The organism is Stenotrophomonas sp. (assembly GCF_059505245.1).
In genome coordinates, this window is sequence record NZ_JCACKF010000042.1 from 25,655 (window position 1) to 51,319 (window position 25,665).

Sequence of the window (25,665 nt, forward strand, 5' to 3'; positions counted from 1 at the left end):
CCTAGATCATGGAACCGCCCGCTGCATCCACGCCAGGGACCCTGCCGCAGCACCTCAGCCGTGACGATGAACGCCTCGATGCGATGCCAATCGCCCCGCTCATGCGGCAGCGATTCCACGCCCATGCCGATCTGGTACCTCACCGCATCCGGGCCGTCGCGCCAGTAGTACGGCGCGCCATTGCTCCAGCCGCAACAGGCGTAGCGCAATGCAGGCATGCCAAAGGGTCTCGCGCAGATAGGCTTCCACCTTCACTGCCTGGGTACCTGGAACGCGGTAGTGGGCCTGCATGGGTTTGATGCAGGACGCGTCGTCCTGGCTGCAGCCGCTGTATTCCAGTCCCGCAGGCTTCCGGCCCATCGCCTGCAGGAAATCCTGGCATTCGATATCCGGTCGCGCCAGGCCATCCGCACGCCCCTGCGCTTCCCACGCGGCCAGCGCCTGCGCAGGCGTCTGCTGCGCAATCACGTTGGCGGCGAACAGCAATGCCGCCAGCCCCAGCAGCAAGCGCGCGCTACGCAGCGGCAACCGGCCAATCGTCTCAGGGCGATCCTTCGCAGGCAGTCACAGGAATGCCAACCGATGCCGTGCTATCGCCGTGCCATCGTCTGCTCGCTGAAGCGTGCCACGCAGAAGTCCAGGAAACTGCGCAGCTTGGGCGTCAGCTGGCGGTCGCGCGGGTACACCAGGTTGATCCACGTCGATACCGGCACGTAGTCCGGCAGCACTTCCACCAGTTCACCACGCGCCAGCGCGGCGGCAAGCATTTCATGGGGCTGCAGGATCAACCCCAGCCCTCCGACTGCCGCGGTCAGCAGCGGCTCGGCCTGGTTGACCATGAAGCGGCTGGACACCGGCACGGTCAGCACGCTGCCATCGGCATCGCGGAAACTCCAGCGCGTGCGGATGATCGAATGCGCGAAGCCCAGGCACTCGTGCCGGCTCAGGTCATTGGGATGGGTGATGGCCGGGCGCGAAGCCAGATAGCCTGGCGATGCACACAGCACCAGCGGATACGGCCCCAGCCGTCGCGCCACCAGCCCACTGTCGGCCAGATCACCGGTGCGGAACACAAGATCAAAGCCGTCCTCGACGATGTCCACCAGGCTGTTGGACAGGTTCAGATCAACCTGCACGTCCGGGTACTGCTGCAGGTAGGCCACCACCGCCGGTCCCAGTGCATGCACGCCGAAGGTGACCGGTGCGCTGACGCGCAGGCGCCCCATCGGCCGCCCGCGCGCCACTTCGGCCAGCTGCTCGGCGCCTTCCACCTCCTCCAGGATCACCCGCGCACGGGCCAGATAGGCCTGGCCGAAGTCGGTCAGGCTCTGCTTGCGCGTGGTGCGGTTGAGCAGGCGCACGCCCAGGTGTTGTTCCAGCGACTGCACGTGTTTGCCGACCAGCTGCGGCGACAGGCCCAGCGCGTCGGCGGCAGCGGCGAAGGAGCCGACCTCGGCCACTTTGACGAAGGTCCGCAGGGGAGCGATCAGGTCCATTGCAAACAATTGGTTTTCAATGAAACGCCAGATTACCCCTTATCCTGGAGGCAGGCCACGCGCACAGTAGCCTCCACCTTTCCGCCGGCCCCAGCGCCGGCCTTGCCCAGGAGCCCCCCATGAGCCAGGTTGTCCGCATCCACGAATATGGCAGCGCCGATGTGCTGCGCATCGACGACATCGATGTTCCCGCCCCCGCCGCCGACGAGGTCCAGATCCGGGTCAAGGCCATCGGCCTGAACCGTGCCGAGGTGATGTTCCGCAACGGCGCCTATCTGCAGGAGGCGCAGTTCCCCAGCCGGCTGGGCTATGAAGCGGCCGGCATGGTCGAGGCGGTCGGCAGTGCGGTGAGCGGATTCGCTGCTGGCGATGCGGTGAGCGTGGTGCCGCCGCTGGACATCGCCCGCTGGGGCACCTACGGCGAGCTGGCCAACGTGCCGGCACGACTGGTGGTCAAGCACCCGCAGGCGCTGGGCTTCGAAACGGCGGCTGCAGTGTGGATGCAGTACGTCACCGCCTGGGGCGCACTGTTGGAGCAGGCGCAGCTGGCCGCCGGGGATTCCGTCATCATCACCGCTGCCAGCAGCAGCGTCGGCCTGGCCGCGATCCAGATCGCCAATGCAGTGGGTGCCACGCCGATTGCGGTGACCCGTGGCCCGGGCAAGCGCCAGGCCTTGCTCGATGCCGGTGCCGCCCATGTCATCGCCACCCAGGAGCAGGACCTGGCAGCCGAGGTGGCGCGCATCACCGGCGGTGCCGGCGCCCGCGTGGTGTTCGACCCGATCGGTGGCCCGCAGTTCGTGCCGCTGACCGAGGCAATGGCCCGTGGCGGCATCCTGCTGGAATACGGCGCGCTGAGCAGCGAACCCACCCCGTTCCCGTTGTTCAACGTGCTGGGCAAGTCGCTGACGCTGAAGGGCTACCTGTACTCGGAAATCGTCTCCGACGATGCCGCGCTGGCACGTGCCAAGGCGTTCATCGTCGATGGCCTGGACAAGGGCACGCTGGCGCCGAAGATCGCGAAGGTGTTCCCCTTCGCACAGATCCAGGACGCCCACCGCTACCTGGAATCGAACGAACAGATCGGCAAAGTGGTGGTGACGCTGTAAACACCCTGCCGGCAGCGACGGACCCACTGCGGGCACGTCGCTGCCGCAGGCTCAGGCCATTGAAGGCCCGCGGTTCTCATGCTGGCGGCTTTCGAGGGTGAGCTGGTGCTCGCGCTGCCGGTTGTCACCGGCCAGATCATTCACCGTTTCCTCCATCGAGCGCGCGGGTTGTGCCGTATCCACACTGGCGCGCTCACCGGGAATCAACCCGGCAACCCACAGGCGATCTCCGGCCATCATCACCCGGTCGACGCGCGCGGCATCATCGATGCCGTTGCGCTTGGACTCCAGCACTGCCTGCATGACGTGCTCGTCGCCGATGGTGCCAGGTACCCCCTGGCGGATGCGCTCGAACAGCGCGGCGTCCCTGGGCGACAGCGATTCCATGCCATTGGGCTGCGGTGCGGGCTCCGGCGCGGCCGGACCAGCGACCGGTGCATTCGCCGATGCCTGCTGCCGCGCCCGCACCTGCTCCGGCTGGAACTCCGCCCGCGTATAGGGCGGACGCTGCGGCGGCCAGTTCTCCGCGCGGTCGAACTCGGTGGTCGGCGCATGCTCGCGAGCGACGGCGGCATCGTTCAACTGCCGGCGCGCATCCGCGCCGATGACGCCGCCGGGGCGCAGCGGCAGGCCATAGTCCTGCTGGAAGTTGCGCATGGCCGCCTGCATGCCGGCATCAAACGTGCGCGCATCGCGCTCGGCACGTGGGTTCGGTTCGGTCAGGTACCCCAACGCCTCCAGCTGCCGGCGCATTTCGAACACCGGCTCGCCCTTCTCACCGGGGTCCAGGTTGCCGTCGGCCAGCGGCCCGGTCAGGTCAGTCACCGTCCGGCGCCTGAAGTCCGGATCGACCGCCAGCGTGTCGCTGCGCATGCGTTCCAGCAGCGCAGCGTCGATGCGGCCATTGGCCGGGCTGATACCCCGCTCGGTCTGGAAGCGGCGCACGGCCTGCTCGGTGGAGGCGCCGAAATCACCGTCGGGCTTGATCGCGGCATTGGCGTTGTTGCGGACGTCCAAGCGCTGCAGGTACTGCTGCGCTTCCAGCACGTGCTGGTTGGCGTCACCCCGGTGCAGGTCCATCGCCCCGCCGGGCGCCTGGGGGGTCGGCACCGGCATCTGGAAGCCTGGTTGCTGCACACGCTGGACCAGGCCGGCAACCTGGGATTCCCATTCAGTGGCCCGTGTGGCGATGGCGTCTGGATAGGGACTGCCGTTGTTCAGCTCACCGCCATTGACCGAGGCCCGCGCCTGCCGGTAGTCGGCATGGTTGGCGTTGACGTTGTCGGACAGCCGCGCACCGAACAGGCCGTCGCGCATCCCCACCACCAGCACCTTGGTGGCGATGTCTGCCTGGGCAGCCCGTTCCGGATGCTCGACCAGCTCGCGGCCCATCCCCAGCGCCTCGCCCAGCCGCTCGTAGTTGTTGACGTGGGTAAGGTGGGCAAAGCCCCGGCCGAAATACTCCTCGCCGCCGAAGTAGCGCAGATCCACCGCCTGCTTCCTGCCCCAGTCTTCCTCGGGCGCGGCGAAATCACGCGATTCGTGCTGCGCCGTGGCCAGCACATAGGCAATCTGCCGATGGTCGGTAATGCCGTTGTCGATGCAGGTACGCACGATCATCTCGACCGACTGGTCCCGGGTCAGGCCGAAGCCCGACCCACCTTTTCCATAGCCTTCGCTCATCCTTCAGCTCTCCAGTTCCGGAACGCATCCATTCGTCGGGGGAAGACCTACTTCAGCAGGTCCGGTTCGGTCGGGGCCTCGCCCCTGCAGGTGTCATAGCGGCGCTGCAGCAGCGTGCGCGTGCCGGTTCCGCGCAGCTGGATGACCTTGTCCTCGCGCTCGCACGGGCTGACCTTCGCGCGAAGCACGAACCGCCCATTGTCGATATGGTCGATGTCGCGCCCACCGATGGCCGCTTCCAACGCCTTGGCACGCACATAGCGGTTGCGCTTGGCATCGAACAGGTAGAACGCATGCACCGGAACGTTGTAGACACCGCTGTTGTCCTGCCACACCTGCAGGTCCGGCACGCCATCACCATTGAAATCCGAAACGGTCAGCAGCACGGCGGTCGCACCCTGGGCACCGGTGCCGGCGCGGGTCAGGCGCGGCTGCACGTCCGTGACCACCACGTTGCGCCCACCACGGGTCACGCCCATGCTCCGCACCTGGCAGGTCGTCACGTTGTCGGTGCCGCTGCAATCGGTCACCTGGAAGACCACCTGCAGTGCCGGTGTGAGCCTGCCCTCGCCGGGCCGCAGGACGATCCTGCCCTGCTTGTCGGGCGCGGCATCGGCGGCATGCACAGCGGCCTGCGCCGGCGCCGGGGCCGCCTTGGCTTCCGCCACCAGCGCCGCCGCACCGCCGCCCTGCAACTGGCGGGCACGCAGCAGGGTCATGTGCGTGCGGCACTGCTGTGAATCCAGCTGGGCAACGGCCGTGCTGCCTTCCGGGCACCGGCTGTCGCGCTGGTGCAGCCATTGCCGCTGCAGATCGCGCAGCACCTGCTGATCACTGGCGGTCAGTGTGGAGCGCGCCGCGCTGTAGGCGGCATTGAGTGCATCGTCGTGCACCTTGAGTTCAGCGTCGGCACAACGGCGACGGGCGTCCAGCGCGGTGCCTGCGGCCGCCATGCAAGGCGCATGGGCGGGGCTCAGAGAGCGCGCATCGCCTGCGATCAGTTCGGCACCGCTGGGCACCTTGCGTGCGGCGGGCTGGGGCGACGCCTGCGCGCTTGCCCACAGGCAAGGGCCAAGCAGAAGCAGTCCTGCCAGCAGCCGGGTGGCACGCCCCGGCAGGCGTTCGGAGGTCAGCATGCGTTTCCTTCCCTGGGGGCGTTGGCCGGCCCCGTCCTGTTCCGATGATGGATGCTGCCCGGTCGCCAGCGCAACTTCAGCGACAGCGGTCACAGCCCGCAGGTCGCATTCAGGCCGGCAGCGCTATTTCGGCAGCGCGTAGGCCATCACGTAATCGCCGTTCGGGGTTTCCATGAAATGGTGGCCGCCAGCCATGATCACCACGTACTGGCGCCCGCCCTGCGCGTACACCATCGGATTGGCCTGGCCACCCGCGGGCAGCTTGGCATGCCACAGCTCCTTGCCGGTCTTCAGGTCGATGGCGCGCAGCAGGTCGTCGGTGGCGGCGGCGATGAAGATCAGGCCGCTGGCGGTGACTACCGAACCGCCATTGTTCGGCGTGCCGATCTCGATGGGCAGGCCGGAACGGATGCCGAATGGTCCGTTGCCGCGCGCACTGCCGAACGGACGGTCCCACAGCAGCTTGCCGGTGCGCAGGTCGATGGCCCGGATGCCGCCATAGGGTGGCTGCTTGCACAGCAGACCAGTGAACGGCAGGCGCCAACCGGCGTTTACCTGGATGGCGTAGGGCGTGCCCACCTGTGGGTCGCCCGCGCCTTCGGCGCCGCCCTTGTCGAACCGGACCTTCTCGCGTGGCAGCCAGCCCAGCCTGTCGGCCTCGGCGCGTGGCACCAGCCGGTTGTAGTTGGGCATGTCGTTGTAGTTGGCCACGATCACGCCGCGGCGTGTATCGATGGACACACTTCCCCAATCCGAACCGCCGTTGTAGCCGGGATATTCGATGGAATGGCGATCACTGCTCGGCGGGGTGTAGAAGCCTTCGTAGTACGCCTTGCGGAACTGGATGCGGCAGATCAGCTGGTCGACCGGGGTGATGCCCCACATGTCGCGCTCGGTCAGGTCATGCTGCCGGCGCAGCGTGTGATACAGCGAGAACAGCTGCGTGGGTGAGCGTTGTTCCGGTTCGACACCGCCGACCGGCACCCTGCGCTCTTCGGCGGCGGTCAGCAGCTGGCCGTTGCGGCGGTCAAGGATGTAGAGATCACCCTGCTTGGTCGGCAGCAGGAGCGCCGGCACCTTGCCAGCCGCCGTCGGGTAATCGATCAGGCTGGCCTGCGAACCCAGGTCGTAGTCCCACACATCCTTGCGCACCGCCTGGAAATGCCAGGCCGGCTTGCCGGTGGCCACATCGATCGCCACCAGCGACGTCGCATAGCGGTTCTGGTTTTCCGTGCGTGAGCCACTCCAGTAGTCGCCAGCGGAATTGCCCAGCGGCAGATAGACCAGCCCCAGCGCCTCATCACCGGTCGCGGTGGTCCACATGTTCGGCGTGCCGCGCGTGTAGGTCTGCTCATGCGGCGGCAGGCCGCTGCGTTCGGGCTGGTCCATGTCCCACGCCCAGCGCAGCTTGCCGGTGATCGCATCGTAGGCCTGGATCACGCCCGACGGCGCGTCGCGGCGCTGACCATCCAGCACCTGGTGGCCGGTGACGATCACCCCGCGCACGATGGCCGGTGGCGAGGTGATCGACACATAGCCCGGTGGCACCTCGCCCATGCCCAGGGTGATGTCGACCTGGCCGTTGTTGCCGAAATTCGCGCAGGGGCGGCCACTGTCGGCATCCACCGCGATGATGCGCCCGTCCAGCGTGCCCTCGATGATGCGCGCCCAGCATGCCGGACGACTGCCCGGTGCAGCGCTGCGGGTGGCAGTGGGCGGCGGTTCCGGCAACGCCAGATCAGCAGCGGCATCGGCCAATGCGGCATCGGCGAGGATCGGCGTGGCCGGCTGCTCGTAATAACTCACGCCACGGCAGGCGGCGGTGTATGGAATCGAAGCGTCCTTTACCTTCGGATCGAACCGCCACACTTCCTTGCCGCTGGCCGCATCCAGTGCGATCAGGCGGTTGCGGGCGGTGCACAGGTACAGACGGTCGCCGATCTTCAGTGGCGTGGTTTCCGCACCCCAGCGCTTCTTCGGCATATCGCCGGTGCGGAACTGCCAGGCCAGCTGCAGCGTGGCCACGTTGGCCGGGGTGATCTGCTGCAGCGGCGAATAGCGGGTGGCGGCATTGCTGCGCCCCCACGCCGGCCAGTCCCCTTCGGCAGGCTGGTCGGCCGGCTGCAGGCCGGTGGTGTCGCGGGTCGGTTCCAGCCCGACGCTGGCCGCGCCTTCCGGGAACGGCTGGTGCCCGTCCACTTCGCCGTGCGGCGCGAACGCCAATCCGAAGGCAGCGACGAACACCAGCATCAGCACGCCGGCCACGCTGCGCGACAGGCGCCTGGAAACCGGTTGGTGGAGGGTGGGCGCCAGCAGCGCCAGCACGATGCCAAGCGCGGTCACCAGGCCGAGCCGCGGTACCCAGCGCCAGTAGTCGCTGCCCGACTCCCACCAGGTCCACAACAGCGTACCGGCGAACACCAGCGCATACAGCAGCGCGCCGCTGCGGCGATTGCCGAACAACAGGAGGCCACTGGCCAGCAGGCCGGCCCCGGCGATGGCGTAGTACGCCGAGCCGCCCAGGCTGAGCAGCCATGCGCCGAGCCCGCCGATGACCAGGCCGAGCAGGACCAGCAGCAGCGACAGCACGGTAACGAGAGGATGCCGGGAGGCGCGGACGGGAGCAGGAGCGGACGGCGGCGTGGCGGACATCGTCGATCTCCGGGGGCAGCATGCGCCGTTATCCCACCGCCGACGTGAAGCGCGTGCGTATGTGCGGCATCCGGATACGACGACGCCGGCACAGGGCCGGCGTCGTCGCGTAACTCAACCTTGCGGCAGGATCACTCCTGTGCGGCGTCCTCGCTGCTGGAAGCCGCCGGGGCGCCATCGGTCGTGGTCGCGGCCGGGGCAGAGGCAGGCACTGCCACCTCATCCTCGTCCTCGTCGATCGAGGCATCCATGCGCTCCACCGCCTGCAGCTTCTCGTCCTTGGACAGGCGGATCAGGGTCACGCCCTGGGTGTTGCGGCCGACGCGGCTGATTTCCGAGCCACGCGTACGCACCAGGGTGCCACCATCGGAGATCAGCAGGACTTCGTCGCTGGAGCCCATCAGCACTGCGGCGACCAGCTTGCCGTTGCGCTCGGTGGTCTGGATGCCGATCACGCCCTGCGTACCACGGCCCTTGCGCGGGTAGTCCGGCAGCGGGGTGCGCTTGCCGTAGCCGTTCTCGGTGGCGGTAAGGATGTACTGCACGCTGCTGTCATCGGCGCCGTCGATCACCGCGTCGCCATTGGCGACAGCTTCCTCGACACCGTTGTCGTCCTCGTTCTCGTCCTCGCTGCCACCGGCACTTTCGGCCACGATCAGGCTGACCACTTCCTCGCCGGCCGGCATCTTGATGCCGCGCACGCCGGTGGCAGTACGGCCCATCGAGCGGACCTTGTCCTCACCGAAGCGCACGGTCTTGCCGTTGGAGGCGAACAGCAGGATGTCGCGCTGGCCGTCGGTCAAGCCGACGCCGACCAGCGCATCGCCCTCGTCCAGGTTGATCGCGATCTTGCCGCGGGCCAGGCGGAAGGCGAACTCGCTCAGCGGGGTCTTCTTGACCGTACCGTTCTTCGTGGCGAAGAACACGAACTGGCCATCGGCGTACTCGCGCACCGGCAGCACGGCCTGCACGCGTTCGCCCGGCTCCAGCGGGATCCAGTTGATGATCGGACGGCCGCGGGCGTTGGAACCGGCTTCGGGCAGCTGGTAGACCGGCAGCCAGAACACCTTGCCCGAACTGGTGAAGGTCAGCAGCGTGTCGTGCGTGTTGACCAGCCACAGCTGTTCGATGAAATCCTCTTCCTTGGTCGCCGCCGCGCTGCGGCCACGGCCACCACGGCGCTGTGCGCGGTACACGCTCACCGGCTGCCGCTTCACGTAACCGGCATGCGACACGGTAACCACCACGTCTTCCGGCGCGATCAGGTCGAGGATGTCCAGGTCCTCTTCGCTGTGGCGGATTTCGGTACGACGTTCGTCGCCGAATTCGGCCTTGACGTTGACCAGCTCCTCGCGGATCACCTGCAGCAGGCGGTCGGGATCTTCCAGGATGTGGATCAGCCCGGCGATCACTTCCAGCAGCTGCTTGTACTCGTCGGTCAGGCGGTCCTGCTCCAGCCCGGTCAGGCGGTGCAGCCGCATTTCCAGGATCTGGGTGGCCTGGATCTCGGTCAGCTGGTAGCCGCCCTCGATCAGGCCCACGCCCTTGGGCAGGTCTTCCGGACGGGAGGCCTCGGCACCGGCCGCACCCAGCATCGCACCGACCAGGCCCGGCTCCCACACGCGGGCCAGCATGCGCTCGCGGGCTTCGTTCGGGTTCGGCGAGGTCTTGATCAGTTCGATCATCTCGTCGATGTTGGCCAACGCAACGGTCAGGCCTTCCAGCACGTGGGCACGGGCGCGCGCCTTGCGCAGCTCGAACACGGTGCGGCGGGTGACCACTTCGCGACGGTGGCGGACGAACGCCTCCAGCATCTGCTTGAGGTTCATCAACTGCGGGCGGCCATCGACCAGCGCCACCATGTTGATGCCGAACACCGATTCCATCTGCGTCTGCTGGTACAGGTTGTTCAGCACAACCTCGGCAGATTCACCGCGCTTGATCTCGATGTAGATGCGCATGCCGTCCTTGTCGGACTCATCGCGCAGCTCGCTGATGCCTTCGATCTTCTTTTCCTTGACCAGCTCGGCGATCTTCTCGATCAGACGCGCCTTGTTCACCTGGTAAGGAATTTCAGTGACGATGATCGATTCGCGGCCGTTGTCGGCCACTTCGATATCGGCCTTGGCACGGATGCGCACGCGGCCACGGCCGGTGCGGTAGCCGGCGACGATGCCGGCAGTGCCGTTGATGATGCCGGCAGTCGGGAAATCCGGGCCCGGGATGTATTCCATCAGGCCGTCGACATCGATGTCCGGGTTGTCGATCAGCGCGATGCAGGCGTTGATCGATTCGCTCAGGTTGTGCGGCGGAATGTTGGTCGCCATGCCCACCGCGATGCCAGCCGAACCATTGACCAGCAGGTTCGGGAACCGGGTCGGCATGACCGTCGGCTCCAGTTCCTTCTCATCGTAGTTGGGCTGGAAATCGACGGTTTCCTTGTCGATGTCCGCCATCAGCTCATGCGCCAGGCGCGACATGCGCGCCTCGGTGTATCGCATTGCTGCAGCGGAGTCGCCGTCGATCGAACCGAAGTTACCCTGGCCGTCGACCAGCATGTAGCGCAGCGAGAACGGCTGTGCCAAGCGCACCAGCGTGTCGTACACCGACTGATCGCCATGCGGGTGGTACTTACCGATGACGTCACCGACGATACGCGCCGACTTGAAGTAGGGCTTGTTGCTGTGCGCGTTGAGTTCGTTCATCGCGTACAGCACGCGGCGATGCACCGGCTTGAGGCCGTCGCGCGCATCCGGCAGCGCGCGGCCCACGATCACGCTCATGGCGTAATCGAGGTAGCTCTTGCGCATCTCGTCTTCCAGGTTGACCTGGATGATTTCCTTGGCGGTTTCTGCCATTCGGGTTCCGTTGTCTGGTAGCGGTCCAGTCCGGCGCAGCCCTCTGCGGGAGGGGGTCGCGCCGGAACCTCGATTCAACCTGTGGATACTACCACAACAGGCCGTTTTCCGCCTCCCTTTACGGGGATTTTACCGGCACAAATCAGGAACTTAGGGCCCCATACCGCCCCTGTAGAGCCGAGCCCATGCTCGGCTGCGCGAAATCAGTAGATCCGCGCCGTGCGTGGATGAGGCCTGCCTGGGGTCAGAGCCCTTTCCTGCGAAAAGGGATCCGACCCCGGGACCTTCCTGCCCGCCTCAGCCGCCGAAGGCGGTGCGCATGTTCCCGGCGGTCGGGTTCAGGATGACCCCGCGCTCGGTCACGATGGCGTCGATCAGCTCGCCCGGGGTGACGTCGAACACCGGGTTCCAGGCAGCAATGCCCTCGGCGACGGTACGGGTACCCCCCACGCCGTACAGCTCACCCGGGTCGCGCTGCTCGATCTCGATCTGGCTGCCGTCCACGGTCTCCATGTCCACGGTCGAGGACGGTGCGACCACCATGAACTTGACGCCGTGGTGGCGGGCGGCGATGGCCAGCTGGTAGGTGCCGATCTTGTTGGCGGTATCGCCATTGGCGCAGATGCGGTCCGCGCCCACGATCACCCATTGCACGGCGCCGGTCTTCATCAGGTGCGAGGCAGCCGAATCGGCGATCAGGGTGGCATCGATGCCGTCCTGCTGCAGTTCCCACACGGTCAGGCGTGCCCCCTGCAGCCACGGCCGGGTTTCGCCGGCGAACACGCGGGCGATGCGGTGCTGGGCCATGCCGGCGCGGATCACGCCCAGCGCGGTACCGAACCCCGCAGTGGCCAGCGAGCCGGTATTGCAGTGGGTCAGCACGCCGCTGCCAGCCTCGATCAGGCCCGCGCCCAGTGCACCCATGTGGCGGTTGGCGGCCAGGTCTTCCTCGGCGATGGCCTGCGCTTCCGATTCCAGCAACGCCTTCCAGTCGGCGCCGGCGGCGTTCAGGCAACGGCGCATGCGCGCCAGCGCCCAGGCCAGGTTGACCGCAGTCGGGCGCGATGCATTGAGGCGCTGCAGGGCCGGTTCCAGCTGCTGCAGGGCGTGCGCACCATCGGCGGCCTGCACCTCGCGTGCAGCCAGCACGACACCCCAGGCAGCGGCAATGCCGATCGCCGGCGCGCCACGCACGGTCAATGCGTGGATCGCGCTGGCAACCTCGTCGCTGTCATGGCAGACCACGTGCTCGACCACGAACGGCAGCTTGCGCTGGTCCAGCAGTTGCAGGGCATCGCCGGTCCACAGGATCGGGCGGATGTGGTCGTAACGGGCGTAGTCGATGTCAGAGGCAGTGTTCATGGGCCCATTGTAGGGCCACGCCCCGCAGGGTTGGAGCCTGCCCGGGCTCAATTCACCGAGAATTCGGCGCGGCAGCCGCCGTCCACCCAGATCCCGTTGCGGCTCCAGCCCCAGGTACTGCCTTCCTCGCAGGGCGTGCTGGACAGCTGCTCGGAGACCACGGCGCCAACCGAGATGCTGGCACCGCAGAAGCGCCGCTTCTTCGACTTCGATTCGCAGGTCAGGCGGCGCGGCATGTCGACGAAGCGGCCATCGTCATCGGCCACTTCGAAGTCACCCTGGCAGCCACGGCTGGTCCAGACTTCATTGCGCTTGTAGCCCCAGCCCTGCCCTTCGCGGCACGGCAACACCGACAACTGGCGCAGCAGGCGCACCGGCGCGCCATCGAGTCGTACCGGGCAACTCTGCGGACGGCCATTGGACTCGCAGCGCACCACACGGCGCACCAGGCGCTTGCCCGAGCTGTCAGCCGGCGGCGCCGCGCCCGCTGCGCGCCGGGCGCGGAACTCGGCACGGCAGCCCAGGGTGACCCACACACCACTGCGGTCAGTACCCCACTCGCTGCCGCGGATGCAGCTGTTGCTGGACAGTTGGCGCACCAGGTCGACGCCATTGGCAACCTCGATATCGCAGTGCACCCAACCCATGTCGCGTGATTCGCAGGTCACCACTTCATCGTCGTAGCCCACCTGCTGGGCCGACGCCGGCGACGGCAGCCAGGCACCCCAGAGCGCAATGGAGTACACCGGTGCAGCGACAACCGCGAACCACTTGACCAAAGCCTTCCCCAGCAGGAATGGATGAACTGGATGCCAGTGTCCGGCATTGGCCGTGATAAGAGCATCATCGTGCTTACCGACGCAAGCGCACCGAACCCGCGTTTCGTTCAGCCTGCGATGTTCAGCAACACGCGGGGATCACGCGTGGGCGAAGTCGTAGGCCAGCACATCGGCGATGCGTGGCGTGCGGTTCATCGCCATCAACAGGCGATCGACACCCACCGCCACGCCGGCACAGGCAGGCATCGACGGCAACGCCGACAACAGTGCCTCGTCCACGGCCGGCTGCACCTGTCCACGTTCGTGGCGGCGCTGCTGGTCACGCTGGAACCGGGCGCGCTGCTCGTGGGCGTCGTTCAGTTCGTGATAGCCGTTGGCCAGCTCCACTGCACCCAGGTACAGCTCGAAACGCTCGGCCAGCGGCGGCGTGCCCGGACGGATGCGGGCCAGCGCGGCCTGGCTGGCCGGCCAGTCATGCACCACGGTCATCACCGCGTCATCGAACTGCGGCTGGATGTGGTGGGTCATCAACAGGTCCAGCCAATCATCACGGGTCAACCCGACCGGGTCGATGTGCACGTCGCCAAGCGCAACACGCAGCGCGGCTTCATCGGCCTCGAACGGATCCAGGCCCACGTGCTGCTGGAACAGCTCGCGGTAACTCAACACACGCAGCGTTGCACGGCGTCCGACCAGGGCCAGCGCCTGGCCGACCAACTCGGCGGTTTCCTCCATCAACCGGTGGTGGTCCCAGCCGACCCGATACCACTCCAGCATGGTGAATTCCGGGTTGTGGCGACCGCCGGCCTCGCCGTTGCGGAACACCCGGCCCAGTTCGTAGCAGTCGCCCACACCGGCCGCCAGCAGGCGCTTGAGCGGATATTCCGGCGAAGTGCGCAGCCAGCGACGACGGCCACCGGCATCGACATGGCCGGTGAAATCGGTATGGAAGCTGTCGATGTTCGGCTCGGTGTTGCCTGCCACCGACAGGATCGGCGTTTCCACCTCCAGCACATCGCGCTCGGCGAAGAAGCGGCGCACCAGTGCATTGAGCGTGGCGCGCTGCTGCAGCGCGCGCAGCAGGGCCTCGCTCACAGGATGCCCTCCGGGCGCGGATGGTCGAGCGGCAGGGTCAGCAGATCGCGGGTGTCGTCGATGTAGCCGCTGGCCAGGTACAGGCGGCGGGCCAGTTCGTTGTGGTGGTTCACCTCCAGGCGCAGGCGGCTGACACCACGCCCGCGAGCGCGCTGTTCACAGATGGCCAGCGCCTGCTTGCCGCGACCACGACCGCGCGCGCGATGACTCAGGTACAGCTCGTCCAGCAGCATGAAGTGGCCGCCCTGCTCCAGGCTGAAGCCCATCGCGATCACCGCGTAGCCGACCACCTCGCCGGCCTCGTCCAGCCACAGCAGCACTTCGCCATTGCGCGGATCGGCCAGCAGCGCGTCCACGCCGCGACGCACGCGCGCGTCATCGAAGTCGATCCTGTCTTCGGCGTAGAACTCGCGCATCAACGCGATCAACAGTTCTTCGTCGGCACGGGTGGCCAGGCGGAAATCCAGCGGGGCGGTCTGCATCGGTGTTCCTTTGTCTTTCATGCCGGGCGCCAGGCACCCGGCGGGTCATCATTCGTGTTCGGCGAGGTAGGCCAGCAGGCGGTCTTCGTCCCACACCGGCACGCCCAGCGATTGCGCCTTGTCCAGCTTGGAGCCGGCCTCGGTGCCGGCGACCACGAAGCTGGTCTTCTTCGACACGCTGCCGGAAACCTTGGCACCCAGCGCTTCCAGGCGTTCCTTGGCGGCATCGCGGGTGAGCTGGGCCAGGGTGCCGGTCAGCACCACGGTCTGCCCATCCAGCGGGCCGGCCACGATCTCGGCCAGCGCCGGCGCCTTGGCCAGGATCTGCTGCATCGCCTTCTCGGCTGCCAGCAGCATCGCGCCATGGCCATCGGCATCGAGCCAGTCGGCCAGACCGCGCGCAGTGTCGTCCGGCAGGCCGGCGTTGACGAACTGGCCATGCTCGGCATCCAGCACCGCCTGGGCACCCGGCAAGGCAGCCACCAGCTTCTCCGCACGCAGGCGGGTGATGCCGGGGATTTCCGATTCGACCAGCAGTTGCGCCAGATCCAGGCCTTCGCGCAGCTTGGCACTGGGCGCGTGCACATCACTGATGCGCACCTGCCCGACCTGCAGCAGGTCGTCGATGGCCTGCTGGTTGCCCTGCTGCTCGAAGAAATGGCCGAGAGAACGCGCCACTTCGCCACCGATGTCCGGCACGCGCTTGAACAACGGCCATGGCAGGTGGCGGATCAGTTCCAGGTCACCGAACCACTGCGCCAGCGCCTTGGCCGTGCTCTCGCCGACGTGCTCGATGCCAAGCGCGAACAGCAGGCGCTCCAGCGTGGCTGCGCGACTGGCGTCGATTGCCGCGATCAGGTTGTCGGCCCATCTGGTGGCGATCTTCTTCGTGTTCCATTCGAAGCTGGCCGGCTGTGCCAGCGCCTGCGCGCGCCACGCCGGATCGTTGCCATCCAGCTTGAGCACCGCATTGAGCACCGCGCCGCTGCCTTCTGCCGGCAGGTGCAGCTTCAGCGCGGCGGCCAGTGCGGAAGGGTCCTCGGCATCCAGCACCAGCTTCAGGTGCAACAGCTGGTCGCGGTTGAGCCGGTACAGATCGGCCACGCTCCTGACGATGCCGGCGTCGACCAGGGTTTCGATGTACTTGTCGCCGAGGCCGTCGATATCCATCGCACGACGCGAAGCGAAATGGGCAATGGCCTCCTTGCGCTGCGCAGGGCAGGACAGTTCGCCCGAACAGCGCCACGCGGCTGCACCTTCCTCGCGCACGATTTCCGAGCCGCACACCGGGCAGCGCGTCGGCATCTGCCAGGGCGAGGTGCCCTGTGGACGGCGGTCGAGGATGACGCTGACCACTTCCGGAATCACGTCGCCAGCACGTCGCACGATCACGCTGTCACCGACACGCACATCGAGACGCGCGATCTGATCGGCATTGTGCAACGTGGCATTGGACACGATCACGCCGGCCACAGCCACCGGTGCCAGCCGCGCGACCGGCGTGGCGGCACCGGTGCGGCCGATCTGGATCTCGATCGCCTCCACCGTGGTGCTCTGTTCCTGCGCCGGGAACTTGTGCGCGATGGCCCAGCGCGGTGCACGCGAGACAAAACCCATGGCCTGCTGGCCGGCGCGGTCATCCAGCTTGTAGACCACACCATCGATGTCGAACGGCAGGCCATCGCGACGCTCGCCGATGTCACGGTAGTAGCCGAGCAGGCCGTCGGCGCCTTGCACCACCTTGCACAACCCGCTGACCGGGAAGCCCCAGGCGCCGAGCTGGGCCAGCGTGCCCGAATGGGTGTCCGGCAGCTCGCCGCCCTGCACTTCACCGGTGCCGTAGGCGAAGAAACTCAGCCGGCGCTGCGCACTGATCTTCGGATCGAGCTGGCGCAGTGAACCCGCTGCCGCGTTGCGCGGGTTGGCCAGCACCTTGCCGCCCTGCTGGCGCGCACGTTCGTTGTAGGCCTCGAAGTCGGCGCGGGCCATGTAGACCTCGCCACGCACCTCCAGCACATCCGGCCAGTCCTTGCCGTGCAGGCGCTTGGGAACATCGCCGATTTCACGCAGGTTGGCGGTCACGTCCTCGCCGGTACTGCCATCACCGCGGGTTGCGCCGAGTACGAAATGACCGTCCTCGTAGCGCAGGCTGATCGCCAGGCCATCCATCTTCGGTTCGGCCGAGAACTGCAGGCTGCGGCGGCCCAGGCGCTCATCGATGCGGCGCACGAAGTCGGCCACTTCCTCATCGCTGAAGGCATTGGACAGCGACAGCATCGGCACCGCATGGCGCACTTCGGGGAAGCGGCCGGACGGGCGTGCACCAACCTGTTGGGTCGGGCTGTCGGCACGGGCCAGTTCCGGGTGCTCGCGCTCCAACGCTTCCAGCTCGCGCACCATCCGGTCGTAGTCGACGTCGGGGATCTCCGGCGCGTCCAGCTCGTGGTAGGCGCGGTTGGCCTGGGCGATCTGCCGGCGGAGATCTTCGGCGCGTTCGGCGGGGCTGGGGCTCATCGGGATCCGGTGGTTCTGGGATGGCCGGGGATTCTACCGCGCCCGGCCGTCAGGCCCTGTAACGCCCCGCCCTTGCAGCGTCGAGCGTGCTCGACGGGCACTCCCCCGCTCCGGTGCCAACCTTCTCTCTCATTCCGGTAGGTGCCAACCTTGGTTGGCACGTCTGTAGTCGAGCATGGCTCGACACCACAAGAAGCACCTTGCCGCCCACCCTCGCCGGCGCTAGCGTGCGACGGCCCCATCGGAATCCTGCCCATGACCCTGCCTGACTCCCGTAGACGCTTCCTGCAGCTGGCCGGTGCCAGCCTTGCCGTCGCCGGCAGCGGCCTGCCACTGCGTGGCCAGGCCCAATCCGCGGCCACCGTCGGTGCGGCCCCCGCCGAAGGCGCGGTACTACTGAACTTCAACGAATGCCCCTACGGCCCCTCCCCCGCTGCCCAGCAGGCGGCACGCGACAGCATCGCCAGCTGCGGCCGCTACCGCTTCGCCCTGGCGGCACAGGTACGCGATGCGTTCATCGAGCAGGCCCGTATCCCGGCCGACCATGTGCGCCTCTATCCGGGCTCGAGCGAACCGTTGAACCGCGCCGCCACGTTGTGGACCGGCCCGCAGGCGGGACTGGTGGTGGCCGACCCCACCTTCGAGACCCTGGGCGAGGTCGCTGCCGCACATGGTGCACACGTGCAGAAGGTGCCGCTGCGCAATGACGGCGCACATGACCTGCGTGCGATGGTCGCAGCCGCGCATGCGCGCCCGACCGGGCTGCTGTACGTGTGCAATCCGAACAACCCGACCGGTTCGATCAGCCCACCGGATGAGCTCGCCTGGCTGCTGGCCCACAAGCCTGCCTCCACCCGCGTGCTGGTCGACGAGGCCTACCTGCAATACAGCGAGCAGCCCAGCCTGATCGCGCAGGTGGCGCAGCGCGACGATCTGATCGTGCTGCGTACCTTCTCCAAGCTGTACGGCATGGCCGGCCTGCGCCTGGGTCTGGTGGCCGCACATCCCGAGCGTCTGCGCGAGCTGGCCAGCCCCGGCGACAACCCGCTACCGGTGCCCGCGCTGGCGGCGGCGCTGGCCAGCCTGCAGGATCCGCAGCTGATTCCGCAGCGTCGCCTGCAGAACGCCAAGGTGCGCCAGGCCACCATCGCATGGCTGGGCAAGCGTGGTTTCAGCTGCCTGCCGTCGGAAGCGAACTGCTTCGTGGTCGACGTGCAACGCGACGGCAGCACGTTCGCCAAGGCGATGGCCGACAACGGTGTGGTGATCGGGCGCAGCTGGCCGATCTGGCCGCAGCACGTGCGCGTGACCGTCGGCAGCGAGGACGAGATGGCCGCGTTCCGCCGCGCGTTTGCCAAGGTGGCCGGCGTACCGGCGTAGACCCCATCCACACAGGGCGTGGATCTACTGTTGTGGGTGCCGACCGTTGGTCGGGGTTGGTGCCGACTGTTGGTCGGGGTTGGTGCCGACTGTTGGTCGGGGTGGGTGCCGACCGTTGGTCGGCACGCCATGGCGCTCACCAGCGCGGGGTCTTGGTCAGCGGCGGCGCCTGGTGCTGGCGGTCGTAGGCGCGCAGTTCGTCACGGATGTGCGCGATGCGCTGGCGACCCAAGGCGTTGCGGCTGTCATCCAGCACCACGCCATCCAGCAGTTCGGCCATGCGCTGCACCGTCGGCAGCATCTTCTCCCAGGCATCCAGCGCGGTCAGCGGCGCCGGCAGGGTCAGGAAGAAGGCGATGGCCGGGGTTTCCATGGCACGGATGTTGGCCATGTCGAAGCTGCCTGGCTTCATGATGCTGGCCATCGAGAAGATCGGCCCGCGCTCGGGATGGCCTTCCACCAGACGGTGGAACACGTTCATGTGGCCGAACACCAGGCCGGTCTTCTCCGCGGCTACCACGATGTCTTCGCCGCGCAGCTGCTCACCGGCACGGGCGGCCACGAACAGCGAAACGATCTTGTCGAAATCCTGGGTGGCGCGCTTGCCGAGATCGCTGGCGCCCGGGTCGGTATCGCCCAGGCCGAGTTCGGCCTGTTCGCCTTCCGTGCCCATGCCCGGTTCGACGCGGCCATCGGCCACGACAACGCCGTCCTCGCCCAATACCGGTTCGCGGCGCTCGCCGCTGGCCGGTTCCGCGCTTTCCACGCGGCGTCCCTGGGGCTTCTTCTTCGGACGGCCAAACAGGAAGATCGCGGCGATCAACAGCAGGCCGGCGGCCAGGATGCCGATGCGCAACAGTGCCGTGTCGGACATTCGATAGGTTCTCCGGCTAGTTCATTCAGGTAACTAGGATGGCACGTCAGGCCGCGCCCGCCAATCGCGCGGCTTCTTCCAGGTCCACGCTGACCAGGCGGCTGACGCCCGGTTCGCGCATGGTCACGCCCGAGAGCTGGTGCGCGGCCTCCATCGTCGCCTTGTTGTGGCTGACGAACAGGAACTGCACCTTCTCGCTCATTTCCTTAACCATGTTGGCCAGCCGGCCGACGTTGGCTTCGTCCAGCGGCGCGTCCACCTCGTCCAGCAGGCAGAACGGCGCGGGGTTCAGCTGGAAGATGGCGAACACCAGCGCCACTGCCGTCATCGCCTTCTCGCCGCCGGACAGCAGCGAGATGCTGGACACGCGCTTGCCCGGCGGGCGCGCCATGATGGTCACACCGGTGTCGAGCAGGTCTTCACCGGTCAGCTCCAGGTAGGCGTGGCCGCCACCGAACAGGCGCGGGTACAGCGCCTGCACGCCAGCATTGACGCGGTCGAAGGTGTCCTTGAAACGGCCGCGGGTCTCGCGGTCGATCTTGCGGATGGCATCCTCGAGGGTTTCCAGCGCCGTAGTCAGGTCGGTGTGCTGCGAATCCAGGTAATCCGAGCGCTGCGAAGCCTCGCCGTACTCGTGGATGGCGGCCAGGTTGACCGGCTCCAGCCGGCGCATGCGTGCGTCGATCTGATGCACGGCCTGTTCCCAGTCGCCCAGGCGCGCATCCTCGGGCAACGCGTTGAGCACGTCCTGCAGCACGAAGCCGGCCTTTTCCACCGCCGCCTGCAGGGTGTCCGCGCTGAGCACCAGTGCCTGCTGGTCCAGCTTGCGCTGCGAAATACGCTCGCGCTGGGCCAGCGCCTGTTCGTCACGCTGGTGACGGGTCTGCTCGTAATTGCGCAGCTCGGCGTCGATGCCGTCCAGCAACGTCCGCGCCTCGGTCAGCACGCGATCGGCGCGCACGCGCTCTTCCAGCGCGTTCTGGTGTTCGGCCTGCAGCGCTTCGACCGGCGAATCACCTTCGTCCAGCTGCGAGTGCAGCTCGCCCAGTCGCGAATCCAGCTGCCCACGCTGGGTGCCCATGCGCTCCAGCGCCTGGCTCAACGAGGCCAGCTGCGCACGCTGCGATTCCAGGGTCAGGGCCAGCGAATGCGAGCGCTCGCGCACTGCACGGGCAGCATCGCGGGCCAGGTCGCGCGCCTCGGTCAGCTGGCGGCGCTCGCCCTCCAGCCGCTGCCGGGTCGACTCCAGGTCACCCATGCTGCTGACCGCGTTCTCCAACCGCGAGCGCGCTTCGCGCGCCTGCGCGTTGTTGGCTTCAATCGTTTCCTGCAGTTGCTTCAGCTCGCCTTCGATGCGGTCGATGCGCGTGCGTGCAGCCTCTACCTTGCCCTGCTGCCCCTGCAGCTGGCCGGCCAGCTCGGACACCGCGCGGTGGGCCTGGTACAGCGCGCGCTGCGCGTCCTCGCGCTGCTGTTCGGCGGCCTGCAGCTGCTCGCGGAAACCGGCCAGCTGTTCTTCCAGCTCGGCCTCGCGGTCCTGCAGCTGCTCGATCTGCTCGCGCAGCTCGTTGATCTCGCGTTCGCGCAGCAGAGCGCCCTGCTGGGCTGCACCGGAGCGCGACACGCGCAGCCAGCCCTGGCCCAGGCGCTCGCCGCTCTGGGTGATGATCGAATCGCCTTCCGGAAGGCTGGCCTGCAGGGCCTTCGCCTCGGACAGGTCCTTGGCACCATGCAGGTGCGCCAGCAGGCGACGGATCGCCGCCGGGCCACGCACGCGTGCGGCCAGCGACGTCGGTGCAGCCTTGACCTCGGCATCCGCGCTGGCGACCAGCGCAATGTGGCCGTCGCCGAGTTCGCCGAGGGCGTTGACCAGGCTGCCCGGGTCATCGACCAGCACGCCTTCGATCAGCTGGCCGAGCGCACTTTCCACCGCGTTTTCCCAACCGGCATCGACGTCCAGGCGTTCGCCGACACGTGCCGCCGAATCCAGCCCGCGCGCCTTCAGCCACGCGACGGCCGCGCCCTGCTCCTGGCCCAGCGCGGCCTGCTGCAGGGTTTCCAGCGAGGCCAAGCGACCGCGCAGGCCGTTGGCCTGCTTGCGCAGTTCGGCCAGTTCGTTCTGGCCATTGCGCTGCTGTTCCTGCACGGCCGCCACGCCCTGCTTGCGCAGCTCGACGTCTTCGCTCAGTTCATCCAGCGCGGCCTTCTGCGTGTCGTGCTGCAGGTGCAGCTGCTCGAAGGCTTCTTCCAGCGCGTCCACGTCCAGCCCGGCGCGCTCGGCGGCCAGGGCCTCGCGACGCCGGTCGGCGTCGAGGATCTGCTTTTCCAGGTAGTCCACGCGCGTGCGCTCGACATCACCGGCGCGCGAGGCCTCCGAACTCTGCGAGGTGTGCTGTTCCCAGCGCTGCTGCCAACTGGCCAGCCGGTCTTCGGCCTCGCGCAGGCTTTCCTGCTTGATCTCGTTCTCTTCCTGCAGCGCTTCCAACTGCGGGGTGGCGGCCTCCACTGCCTCGCGCAGCACCCTCAGTTTGGCCTCGTCGCCGCTGATGTGCTGGCCCAGTTCGGCCAGGGCCTGCTGGGTTTCATCGCGCGCCTTGTGCAGGCGCTGCGACAGCTCGCGCTGGTGCTGGATCTGCTGTTCCAGGCGCGCCAGCGTGCTGCCGACCTGGTAGACCGCGGCCTGCGCGGTGTTGAGCGCGTCGGCGGCCTCTTCGCGCCGCGCGCGCGAGGTCTCGATGCGGGCCTCGGCATCACGCTGGTCGGCGATCAGCTGCTGCAGCTTGGTCTCTTCCTGCGACAGGCCTTCGCGCAGCTTCGACAGGCGTCCGTCGAGACCACGGAATTCCAGCGCCTTCCACTCGGCATCCTTGACCCGGCGCTCTTCCTGCAGGGCCTGGTACTGCTCGGCCTGCCTGGCCTGGCGCTTGAGGTGTTCGAGCTGCTTGCTGATCTCGTCGCGCAGGTCGCCCAGCCGGTCCAGGTTCTCGCGGGTGTGGCGGATGCGGGTCTCGGTCTCCTTGCGGCGCTCCTTGTACTTGGAGATGCCGGCTGCCTCTTCCAGGTACACGCGCAGGTCTTCCGGGCGCGCCTCGATGATCTGGCTGATCATGCCCTGCTCGATGATCGAGTAGCTGCGCGGGCCCAGGCCGGTGCCGAGGAACAGGTCGGTGATGTCGCGACGGCGGCACTTGGTGCCGTTGAGGTAATAGTTGCTGGTGCCGTCGCGGCTGACCGTGCGCTTGACCGAGATTTCGTTGAACGAGGCGTATTCGCCGGAGATCGTGTGGTCGGAGTTGTCGAAGATCAGCTCGACGGTAGCCTGCGAGACCGGCTTGCGGGCATTGGACCCGGAGAAGATCACGTCGGTCAGCGAGTCGCCACGCAGGCGGCTGGCCGAACTCTCGCCCATGACCCAGCGCACGGCATCGATGATGTTCGACTTGCCGCAGCCATTGGGGCCCACCACGCCGGTCATGTTGGTCGGCAGGTGCAGGGTGGTCGGATCGACGAACGACTTGAAGCCGGACAGCTTGATCGTGGAAAGACGCATAGGGGTTCCGGACTGGGGCCGGCAAGCGGCCTGCGTTTACCCTCCAAGTCATTGATCCTGCTGGGATCGATGCCCGTGGAACGGGTGTGACGCCCTGAGTATACCGATGTGGCCGTGTTCTACGAATGGGCGTGGAACATTGTCCAGCCCCACCCCGTCGGCCGGACGTGGCCGTACGCCACGAAACGGAGCCATAAAACAAAACGGGCACCCTTGCGGGCGCCCGTTCTGCGGTGATGCCAGGCCTTGCGGCGTGGGATCAGGCTTCGGCGACGACGACGACCTTGACGGTGGTCTCGACGTCGGCGTGCAGGTGGATCAGCACGTCATACTCGCCGATGTTGCGGAAGGCGCCTTCGCCCAGGATGACTTCGCTCTTGCTGACCGGCAGGCCGGCAGCGGTGAAGGCATCGGCGATTTCGCGGGCGCCGACCGAACCGTACAGCTTGCCTTCGGTCGAAGCGTTGGCCGGGATGGTCACGCTCGCGCCGTCCAGCTTGGCCTTGCGGGCGTCAGCGTCGGCGTGGATGGCCTGGGCCTTGGCTTCGTATTCGGCGCGCTTGGCTTCGAACTCGGCCTTGTTGCTCTCGGTGGCCGGCACGGCCTTGCCCTGCGGCACGAGGAAGTTACGGCCGTAGCCCGGCTTCACGTCGACCAGGTCGCCCAGGTTGCCGAGGTTGGTGACTTTCTGCAGGAGGATCAGCTGCATGGTATTGCTCCAGATGAGTTATTCGTTAGCGAGGCGATGCCCCGCAACAAAGGCTGTCCGAATAGCTGGCACAGCGGGGCGGCACCAGGCCGCCCCGCCGGGCATCAGACGTCGTGGTTGTCGGTGTACGGGATCAGGGCCAGGAAGCGGGCGCGCTTGACGGCGGTCGCCAGCTGGCGCTGGTACTTCGACTTGGTACCGGTGACGCGGCTCGGCACGATCTTGCCGTTCTCGGTCAGGTACTGGCGCAGGGTGTTGAGATCCTTGTAGTCGATCTCCTTCACACCTTCAGCCGTGAACTTGCAGAACTTGCGGCGACGGAAGAACTTGGACATGGGAAGGCTCCTTAGGCGGCGGAAGCGGCGTCGTCGCCGGCTTCGTTGTCAGCGGTGGTGGTGGACTCGCCTTCTTCGTCGTCACGACGACGGCGCTCACCGCGCTCCGGCTTGTCACCCTTCTCGTCCTTGCTCTTCATGATCAGCGACTGCTCGGTGTCAGCCTCGTCACGCTTGATGACCAGGTTGCGCAGCACGGCGTCGTTGAAGCGGAAGCTTTCGGTCAGTTCGTTCAGAACGGCCTGGTCGGCTTCGATGTTCATCAGCACGTAGTGGGCCTTCACCAGGTTCTGGATCGGGTACGCCAGCTGGCGGCGGCCCCAGTCTTCCAGACGGTGGATGGTGCCGTTGCCGTTCTCGACCAGCGACTTGTAGCGCTCGATCATGGCCGGGACCTGCTCGCTCTGGTCCGGGTGGACCATGAACACGATTTCGTAATGACGACTCATGTTTTTTCTACCTTTCGGATGTGGCCTTGCGGCCGGACAGCCCCCCGCCGTTGAGACCGCGGTGGGGCAAGGATTCCCGCCGGGAAGGCAGGAAGCCGCGCATTATGCGGCAAGCGGCGCCACCGGGCAACCGGGCGCAAACCGGGCAACCTGAACGGGAGCGCCGGCCCATGTCCGGCACGTGCTCATTCCAGATCGACGTGAAGACGATGCTGGCCGCATTCCAGGCATTGGAACAGGCAGCCGACCATCATCCCGTCCCGGCTCAGATGCTCCAGCACCCAGTCGGCGTCGCGCGGATTGACCGCCGCCACGTCCGGCCGGACCTGGTCGAGGATCGGCAGCAGATCGTCGCTGCCGGCGTAGCCGAGGAAGGCGCAGGGCCGTTCGCAATGGCTCAACCAGACCGATTGCTGCCAGGAGGAGTAGCCCGGGGTGCGCTCGCAGATCTCCAGCAGCAGCTCACGGGCGATGGTCGGCGGCGGATCAGCCGGATCCGGGGATACCCCCTCGATATCGCTCCAGCCGGTGAACTCGCCCTCGTAACTGGCCGCAGCCCTGCCATCGGCGATACACCAGGGGCACAGGTAATCCGGGCGCAGGCGGGTATAGAACGGTCCGCGATAGCGCAGTGCGCGCGCCTGGCCGCAGCAGTCGCAGATCCCCTCGACCTCTTCGAAGGAGAGGTCGTAGGCGTTGGGGTGATAGGTGAAAAGCGGTCGTTCCATCCGTGGGGTCCCTGCCGAGCCCAGCGTGCCGACCAAGGTCGGCGCCCACCAGAGCACGCCTGGTCAGCGCCGGGCCATGCCCGGTGGCCGGCCCTCAGGCCTTGTCGGCGTCGGTGGTGAAGCTCTCGCCGCAGCCACACTCGGCGGTGGCGTTCGGGTTGCTGAACGTGAAGGTCTCGCTCAGGCCATGCTTGCCGAAGTCGATCACGGTGCCGTCCACCAGCGCCAGGCTCTTGGCGTCGACGTAGATCTTCACGCCCTCCTGCTCGAACACCGTGTCGCCCTCGCGCTCTTCGCGGGCCAGGTCGGTCACGTGGCCCCAGCCGGAGCAGCCGGTCTTGGTCACGCCGAAACGCAGGCCCAGCGCGCCGGGGGTCTGGGCGACGAAGCGCTGCACGCGCTCGAAGGCAATGGGGGTCAGGCTGACGGCCATGGGGCTACTCCAGAGGTACGGGGACATTATAAGGAGCCGTT

The 25,665-nt window shown here is 67.3% G+C and carries 20 protein-coding genes; 2 read left to right on the forward strand and 18 right to left on the reverse strand.

The features are described from left to right. Positions 1–99: 99 nt before the first annotated feature. Both AC5JLE_RS15870 and AC5JLE_RS15875 read right to left on the reverse strand, forming a co-directional pair. Entirely contained in the window at positions 100–528 is a 429-nt protein-coding gene (locus tag AC5JLE_RS15870; protein ID WP_496065460.1) for a DUF4952 domain-containing protein, read from the reverse strand. Positions 529–590: 62 nt separating this feature from the next. Then, positions 591–1,496 carry a LysR family transcriptional regulator gene (locus AC5JLE_RS15875; RefSeq protein ID WP_496065461.1) on the reverse strand — a complete coding sequence of 302 codons (906 nt, stop codon included), beginning with the start codon at positions 1,494–1,496 and terminating at the stop codon, positions 591–593. A 119-nt stretch (positions 1,497–1,615) separates the two neighbouring features. On the opposite strand from AC5JLE_RS15875, the gene AC5JLE_RS15880 reads away from it, so the two are divergent. Next, positions 1,616–2,605 carry a zinc-dependent alcohol dehydrogenase family protein gene (locus AC5JLE_RS15880; protein ID WP_134966558.1) on the forward strand — a complete coding sequence of 330 codons (990 nt, stop codon included), beginning with the start codon at positions 1,616–1,618 and terminating at the stop codon, positions 2,603–2,605. Between the two features lie 51 nt (positions 2,606–2,656). Here the strand turns inward: AC5JLE_RS15880 and AC5JLE_RS15885 are convergent, their stop codons facing one another. From AC5JLE_RS15885 to ligA, 9 genes are all read right to left on the reverse strand, one after another. Continuing rightward, the gene (locus tag AC5JLE_RS15885; protein ID WP_496065462.1) at positions 2,657–4,288 is read right to left on the reverse strand and encodes a peptidoglycan-binding protein; all 1,632 of its coding nucleotides are present in this window, start codon (positions 4,286–4,288) and stop codon (positions 2,657–2,659) included. A 47-nt stretch (positions 4,289–4,335) separates the two neighbouring features. Beyond that, on the reverse strand, positions 4,336–5,424 hold the full coding sequence (locus AC5JLE_RS15890) for a lysozyme inhibitor LprI family protein (protein ID WP_164166438.1): 1,089 nt from the start codon (positions 5,422–5,424) through the stop codon (positions 4,336–4,338). Positions 5,425–5,547: 123 nt separating this feature from the next. Beyond that, complete coding sequence (locus tag AC5JLE_RS15895) at positions 5,548–8,076, reverse strand: membrane-bound PQQ-dependent dehydrogenase, glucose/quinate/shikimate family (RefSeq protein ID WP_164166440.1); 2,529 nt, start codon at positions 8,074–8,076, stop codon at positions 5,548–5,550. A 131-nt stretch (positions 8,077–8,207) separates the two neighbouring features. Continuing rightward, a complete protein-coding gene (gene gyrA, locus AC5JLE_RS15900) occupies positions 8,208–10,934 on the reverse strand; it encodes a DNA gyrase subunit A (RefSeq protein WP_164166442.1) in 2,727 nt (908 codons plus the stop codon). Between the two features lie 297 nt (positions 10,935–11,231). Then, positions 11,232–12,296, reverse strand: coding sequence for an S-methyl-5-thioribose-1-phosphate isomerase (mtnA, locus tag AC5JLE_RS15905; protein ID WP_014647652.1), 1,065 nt, complete (start codon positions 12,294–12,296; stop codon positions 11,232–11,234). A gap of 47 nt (positions 12,297–12,343) precedes the next feature. Then, positions 12,344–13,075 (reverse strand): DUF3011 domain-containing protein, encoded by a 732-nt coding sequence (locus AC5JLE_RS15910; RefSeq protein ID WP_014647653.1) that lies wholly within the window; start codon positions 13,073–13,075, stop codon positions 12,344–12,346. A gap of 138 nt (positions 13,076–13,213) precedes the next feature. After that, positions 13,214–14,170: an EF-P lysine aminoacylase EpmA gene (gene epmA, locus AC5JLE_RS15915; RefSeq protein WP_014647654.1), complete on the reverse strand. Its 957-nt coding sequence runs from the start codon at positions 14,168–14,170 to the stop codon at positions 13,214–13,216. Continuing rightward, positions 14,167–14,652, reverse strand: coding sequence for a GNAT family N-acetyltransferase (locus AC5JLE_RS15920; RefSeq protein ID WP_010480482.1), 486 nt, complete (start codon positions 14,650–14,652; stop codon positions 14,167–14,169). The genes epmA and AC5JLE_RS15920 overlap by 4 nt, the downstream gene beginning before the upstream one ends. A gap of 48 nt (positions 14,653–14,700) precedes the next feature. Continuing rightward, the gene (ligA, locus tag AC5JLE_RS15925; protein WP_185741890.1) at positions 14,701–17,172 is read right to left on the reverse strand and encodes an NAD-dependent DNA ligase LigA; all 2,472 of its coding nucleotides are present in this window, start codon (positions 17,170–17,172) and stop codon (positions 14,701–14,703) included. A 249-nt stretch (positions 17,173–17,421) separates the two neighbouring features. Between ligA and AC5JLE_RS15930 the strand changes: the two genes are divergently transcribed. Beyond that, positions 17,422–18,546, forward strand: coding sequence for a pyridoxal phosphate-dependent aminotransferase (locus AC5JLE_RS15930; protein WP_164166444.1), 1,125 nt, complete (start codon positions 17,422–17,424; stop codon positions 18,544–18,546). Positions 18,547–18,682: 136 nt separating this feature from the next. On the opposite strand, the gene zipA is transcribed toward AC5JLE_RS15930, so the two are convergent. From zipA to AC5JLE_RS15965, 7 genes are all read right to left on the reverse strand, one after another. Further along, positions 18,683–19,420 carry a cell division protein ZipA gene (zipA, locus tag AC5JLE_RS15935; RefSeq protein ID WP_014647658.1) on the reverse strand — a complete coding sequence of 246 codons (738 nt, stop codon included), beginning with the start codon at positions 19,418–19,420 and terminating at the stop codon, positions 18,683–18,685. Between the two features lie 46 nt (positions 19,421–19,466). Beyond that, complete coding sequence (gene smc, locus AC5JLE_RS15940) at positions 19,467–22,970, reverse strand: chromosome segregation protein SMC (RefSeq protein WP_164110320.1); 3,504 nt, start codon at positions 22,968–22,970, stop codon at positions 19,467–19,469. Positions 22,971–23,229: 259 nt separating this feature from the next. Continuing rightward, positions 23,230–23,679 (reverse strand): 50S ribosomal protein L9, encoded by a 450-nt coding sequence (rplI, locus tag AC5JLE_RS15945; protein WP_014647660.1) that lies wholly within the window; start codon positions 23,677–23,679, stop codon positions 23,230–23,232. Between the two features lie 104 nt (positions 23,680–23,783). Continuing rightward, positions 23,784–24,014, reverse strand: a complete 231-nt coding sequence (gene rpsR / locus AC5JLE_RS15950) for a 30S ribosomal protein S18 (RefSeq protein ID WP_002804494.1) — start codon at positions 24,012–24,014, stop codon at positions 23,784–23,786. Between the two features lie 11 nt (positions 24,015–24,025). Beyond that, positions 24,026–24,463 (reverse strand): 30S ribosomal protein S6, encoded by a 438-nt coding sequence (rpsF, locus tag AC5JLE_RS15955; protein ID WP_006452997.1) that lies wholly within the window; start codon positions 24,461–24,463, stop codon positions 24,026–24,028. 185 nt (positions 24,464–24,648) lie between these two features. Continuing rightward, entirely contained in the window at positions 24,649–25,191 is a 543-nt protein-coding gene (locus AC5JLE_RS15960) for a CbrC family protein (protein ID WP_032962041.1), read from the reverse strand. Positions 25,192–25,285: 94 nt separating this feature from the next. After that, positions 25,286–25,624 (reverse strand): HesB/IscA family protein, encoded by a 339-nt coding sequence (locus AC5JLE_RS15965; protein ID WP_046431542.1) that lies wholly within the window; start codon positions 25,622–25,624, stop codon positions 25,286–25,288. Between the last annotated feature and the right edge of the window lie 41 nt (positions 25,625–25,665).

Bases quoted from the DNA above. Each gene is read 5' to 3' on its own strand.
- AC5JLE_RS15875 (WP_496065461.1), bottom strand. From the start codon at position 1,496: ATGGACCTGATCGCTCCCCTGCGGACCTTCGTCAAAGTGGCCGAGGTC.
- AC5JLE_RS15880 (WP_134966558.1), top strand. From the start codon at position 1,616: ATGAGCCAGGTTGTCCGCATCCACGAATATGGCAGCGCCGATGTGCTG.
- AC5JLE_RS15885 (WP_496065462.1), bottom strand. From the start codon at position 4,288: ATGAGCGAAGGCTATGGAAAAGGTGGGTCGGGCTTCGGCCTGACCCGG.
- AC5JLE_RS15890 (WP_164166438.1), bottom strand. From the start codon at position 5,424: ATGCTGACCTCCGAACGCCTGCCGGGGCGTGCCACCCGGCTGCTGGCA.
- AC5JLE_RS15895 (WP_164166440.1), bottom strand. From the start codon at position 8,076: ATGTCCGCCACGCCGCCGTCCGCTCCTGCTCCCGTCCGCGCCTCCCGG.
- gyrA (WP_164166442.1), bottom strand. From the start codon at position 10,934: ATGGCAGAAACCGCCAAGGAAATCATCCAGGTCAACCTGGAAGACGAG.
- mtnA (WP_014647652.1), bottom strand. From the start codon at position 12,296: ATGAACACTGCCTCTGACATCGACTACGCCCGTTACGACCACATCCGC.
- AC5JLE_RS15920 (WP_010480482.1), bottom strand. From the start codon at position 14,652: ATGCAGACCGCCCCGCTGGATTTCCGCCTGGCCACCCGTGCCGACGAA.
- AC5JLE_RS15930 (WP_164166444.1), top strand. From the start codon at position 17,422: ATGACCCTGCCTGACTCCCGTAGACGCTTCCTGCAGCTGGCCGGTGCC.
- zipA (WP_014647658.1), bottom strand. From the start codon at position 19,420: ATGTCCGACACGGCACTGTTGCGCATCGGCATCCTGGCCGCCGGCCTG.
- smc (WP_164110320.1), bottom strand. From the start codon at position 22,970: ATGCGTCTTTCCACGATCAAGCTGTCCGGCTTCAAGTCGTTCGTCGAT.
- rplI (WP_014647660.1), bottom strand. From the start codon at position 23,679: ATGCAGCTGATCCTCCTGCAGAAAGTCACCAACCTCGGCAACCTGGGC.
- rpsR (WP_002804494.1), bottom strand. From the start codon at position 24,014: ATGTCCAAGTTCTTCCGTCGCCGCAAGTTCTGCAAGTTCACGGCTGAA.
- rpsF (WP_006452997.1), bottom strand. From the start codon at position 24,463: ATGAGTCGTCATTACGAAATCGTGTTCATGGTCCACCCGGACCAGAGC.
- AC5JLE_RS15960 (WP_032962041.1), bottom strand. From the start codon at position 25,191: ATGGAACGACCGCTTTTCACCTATCACCCCAACGCCTACGACCTCTCC.
- AC5JLE_RS15965 (WP_046431542.1), bottom strand. From the start codon at position 25,624: ATGGCCGTCAGCCTGACCCCCATTGCCTTCGAGCGCGTGCAGCGCTTC.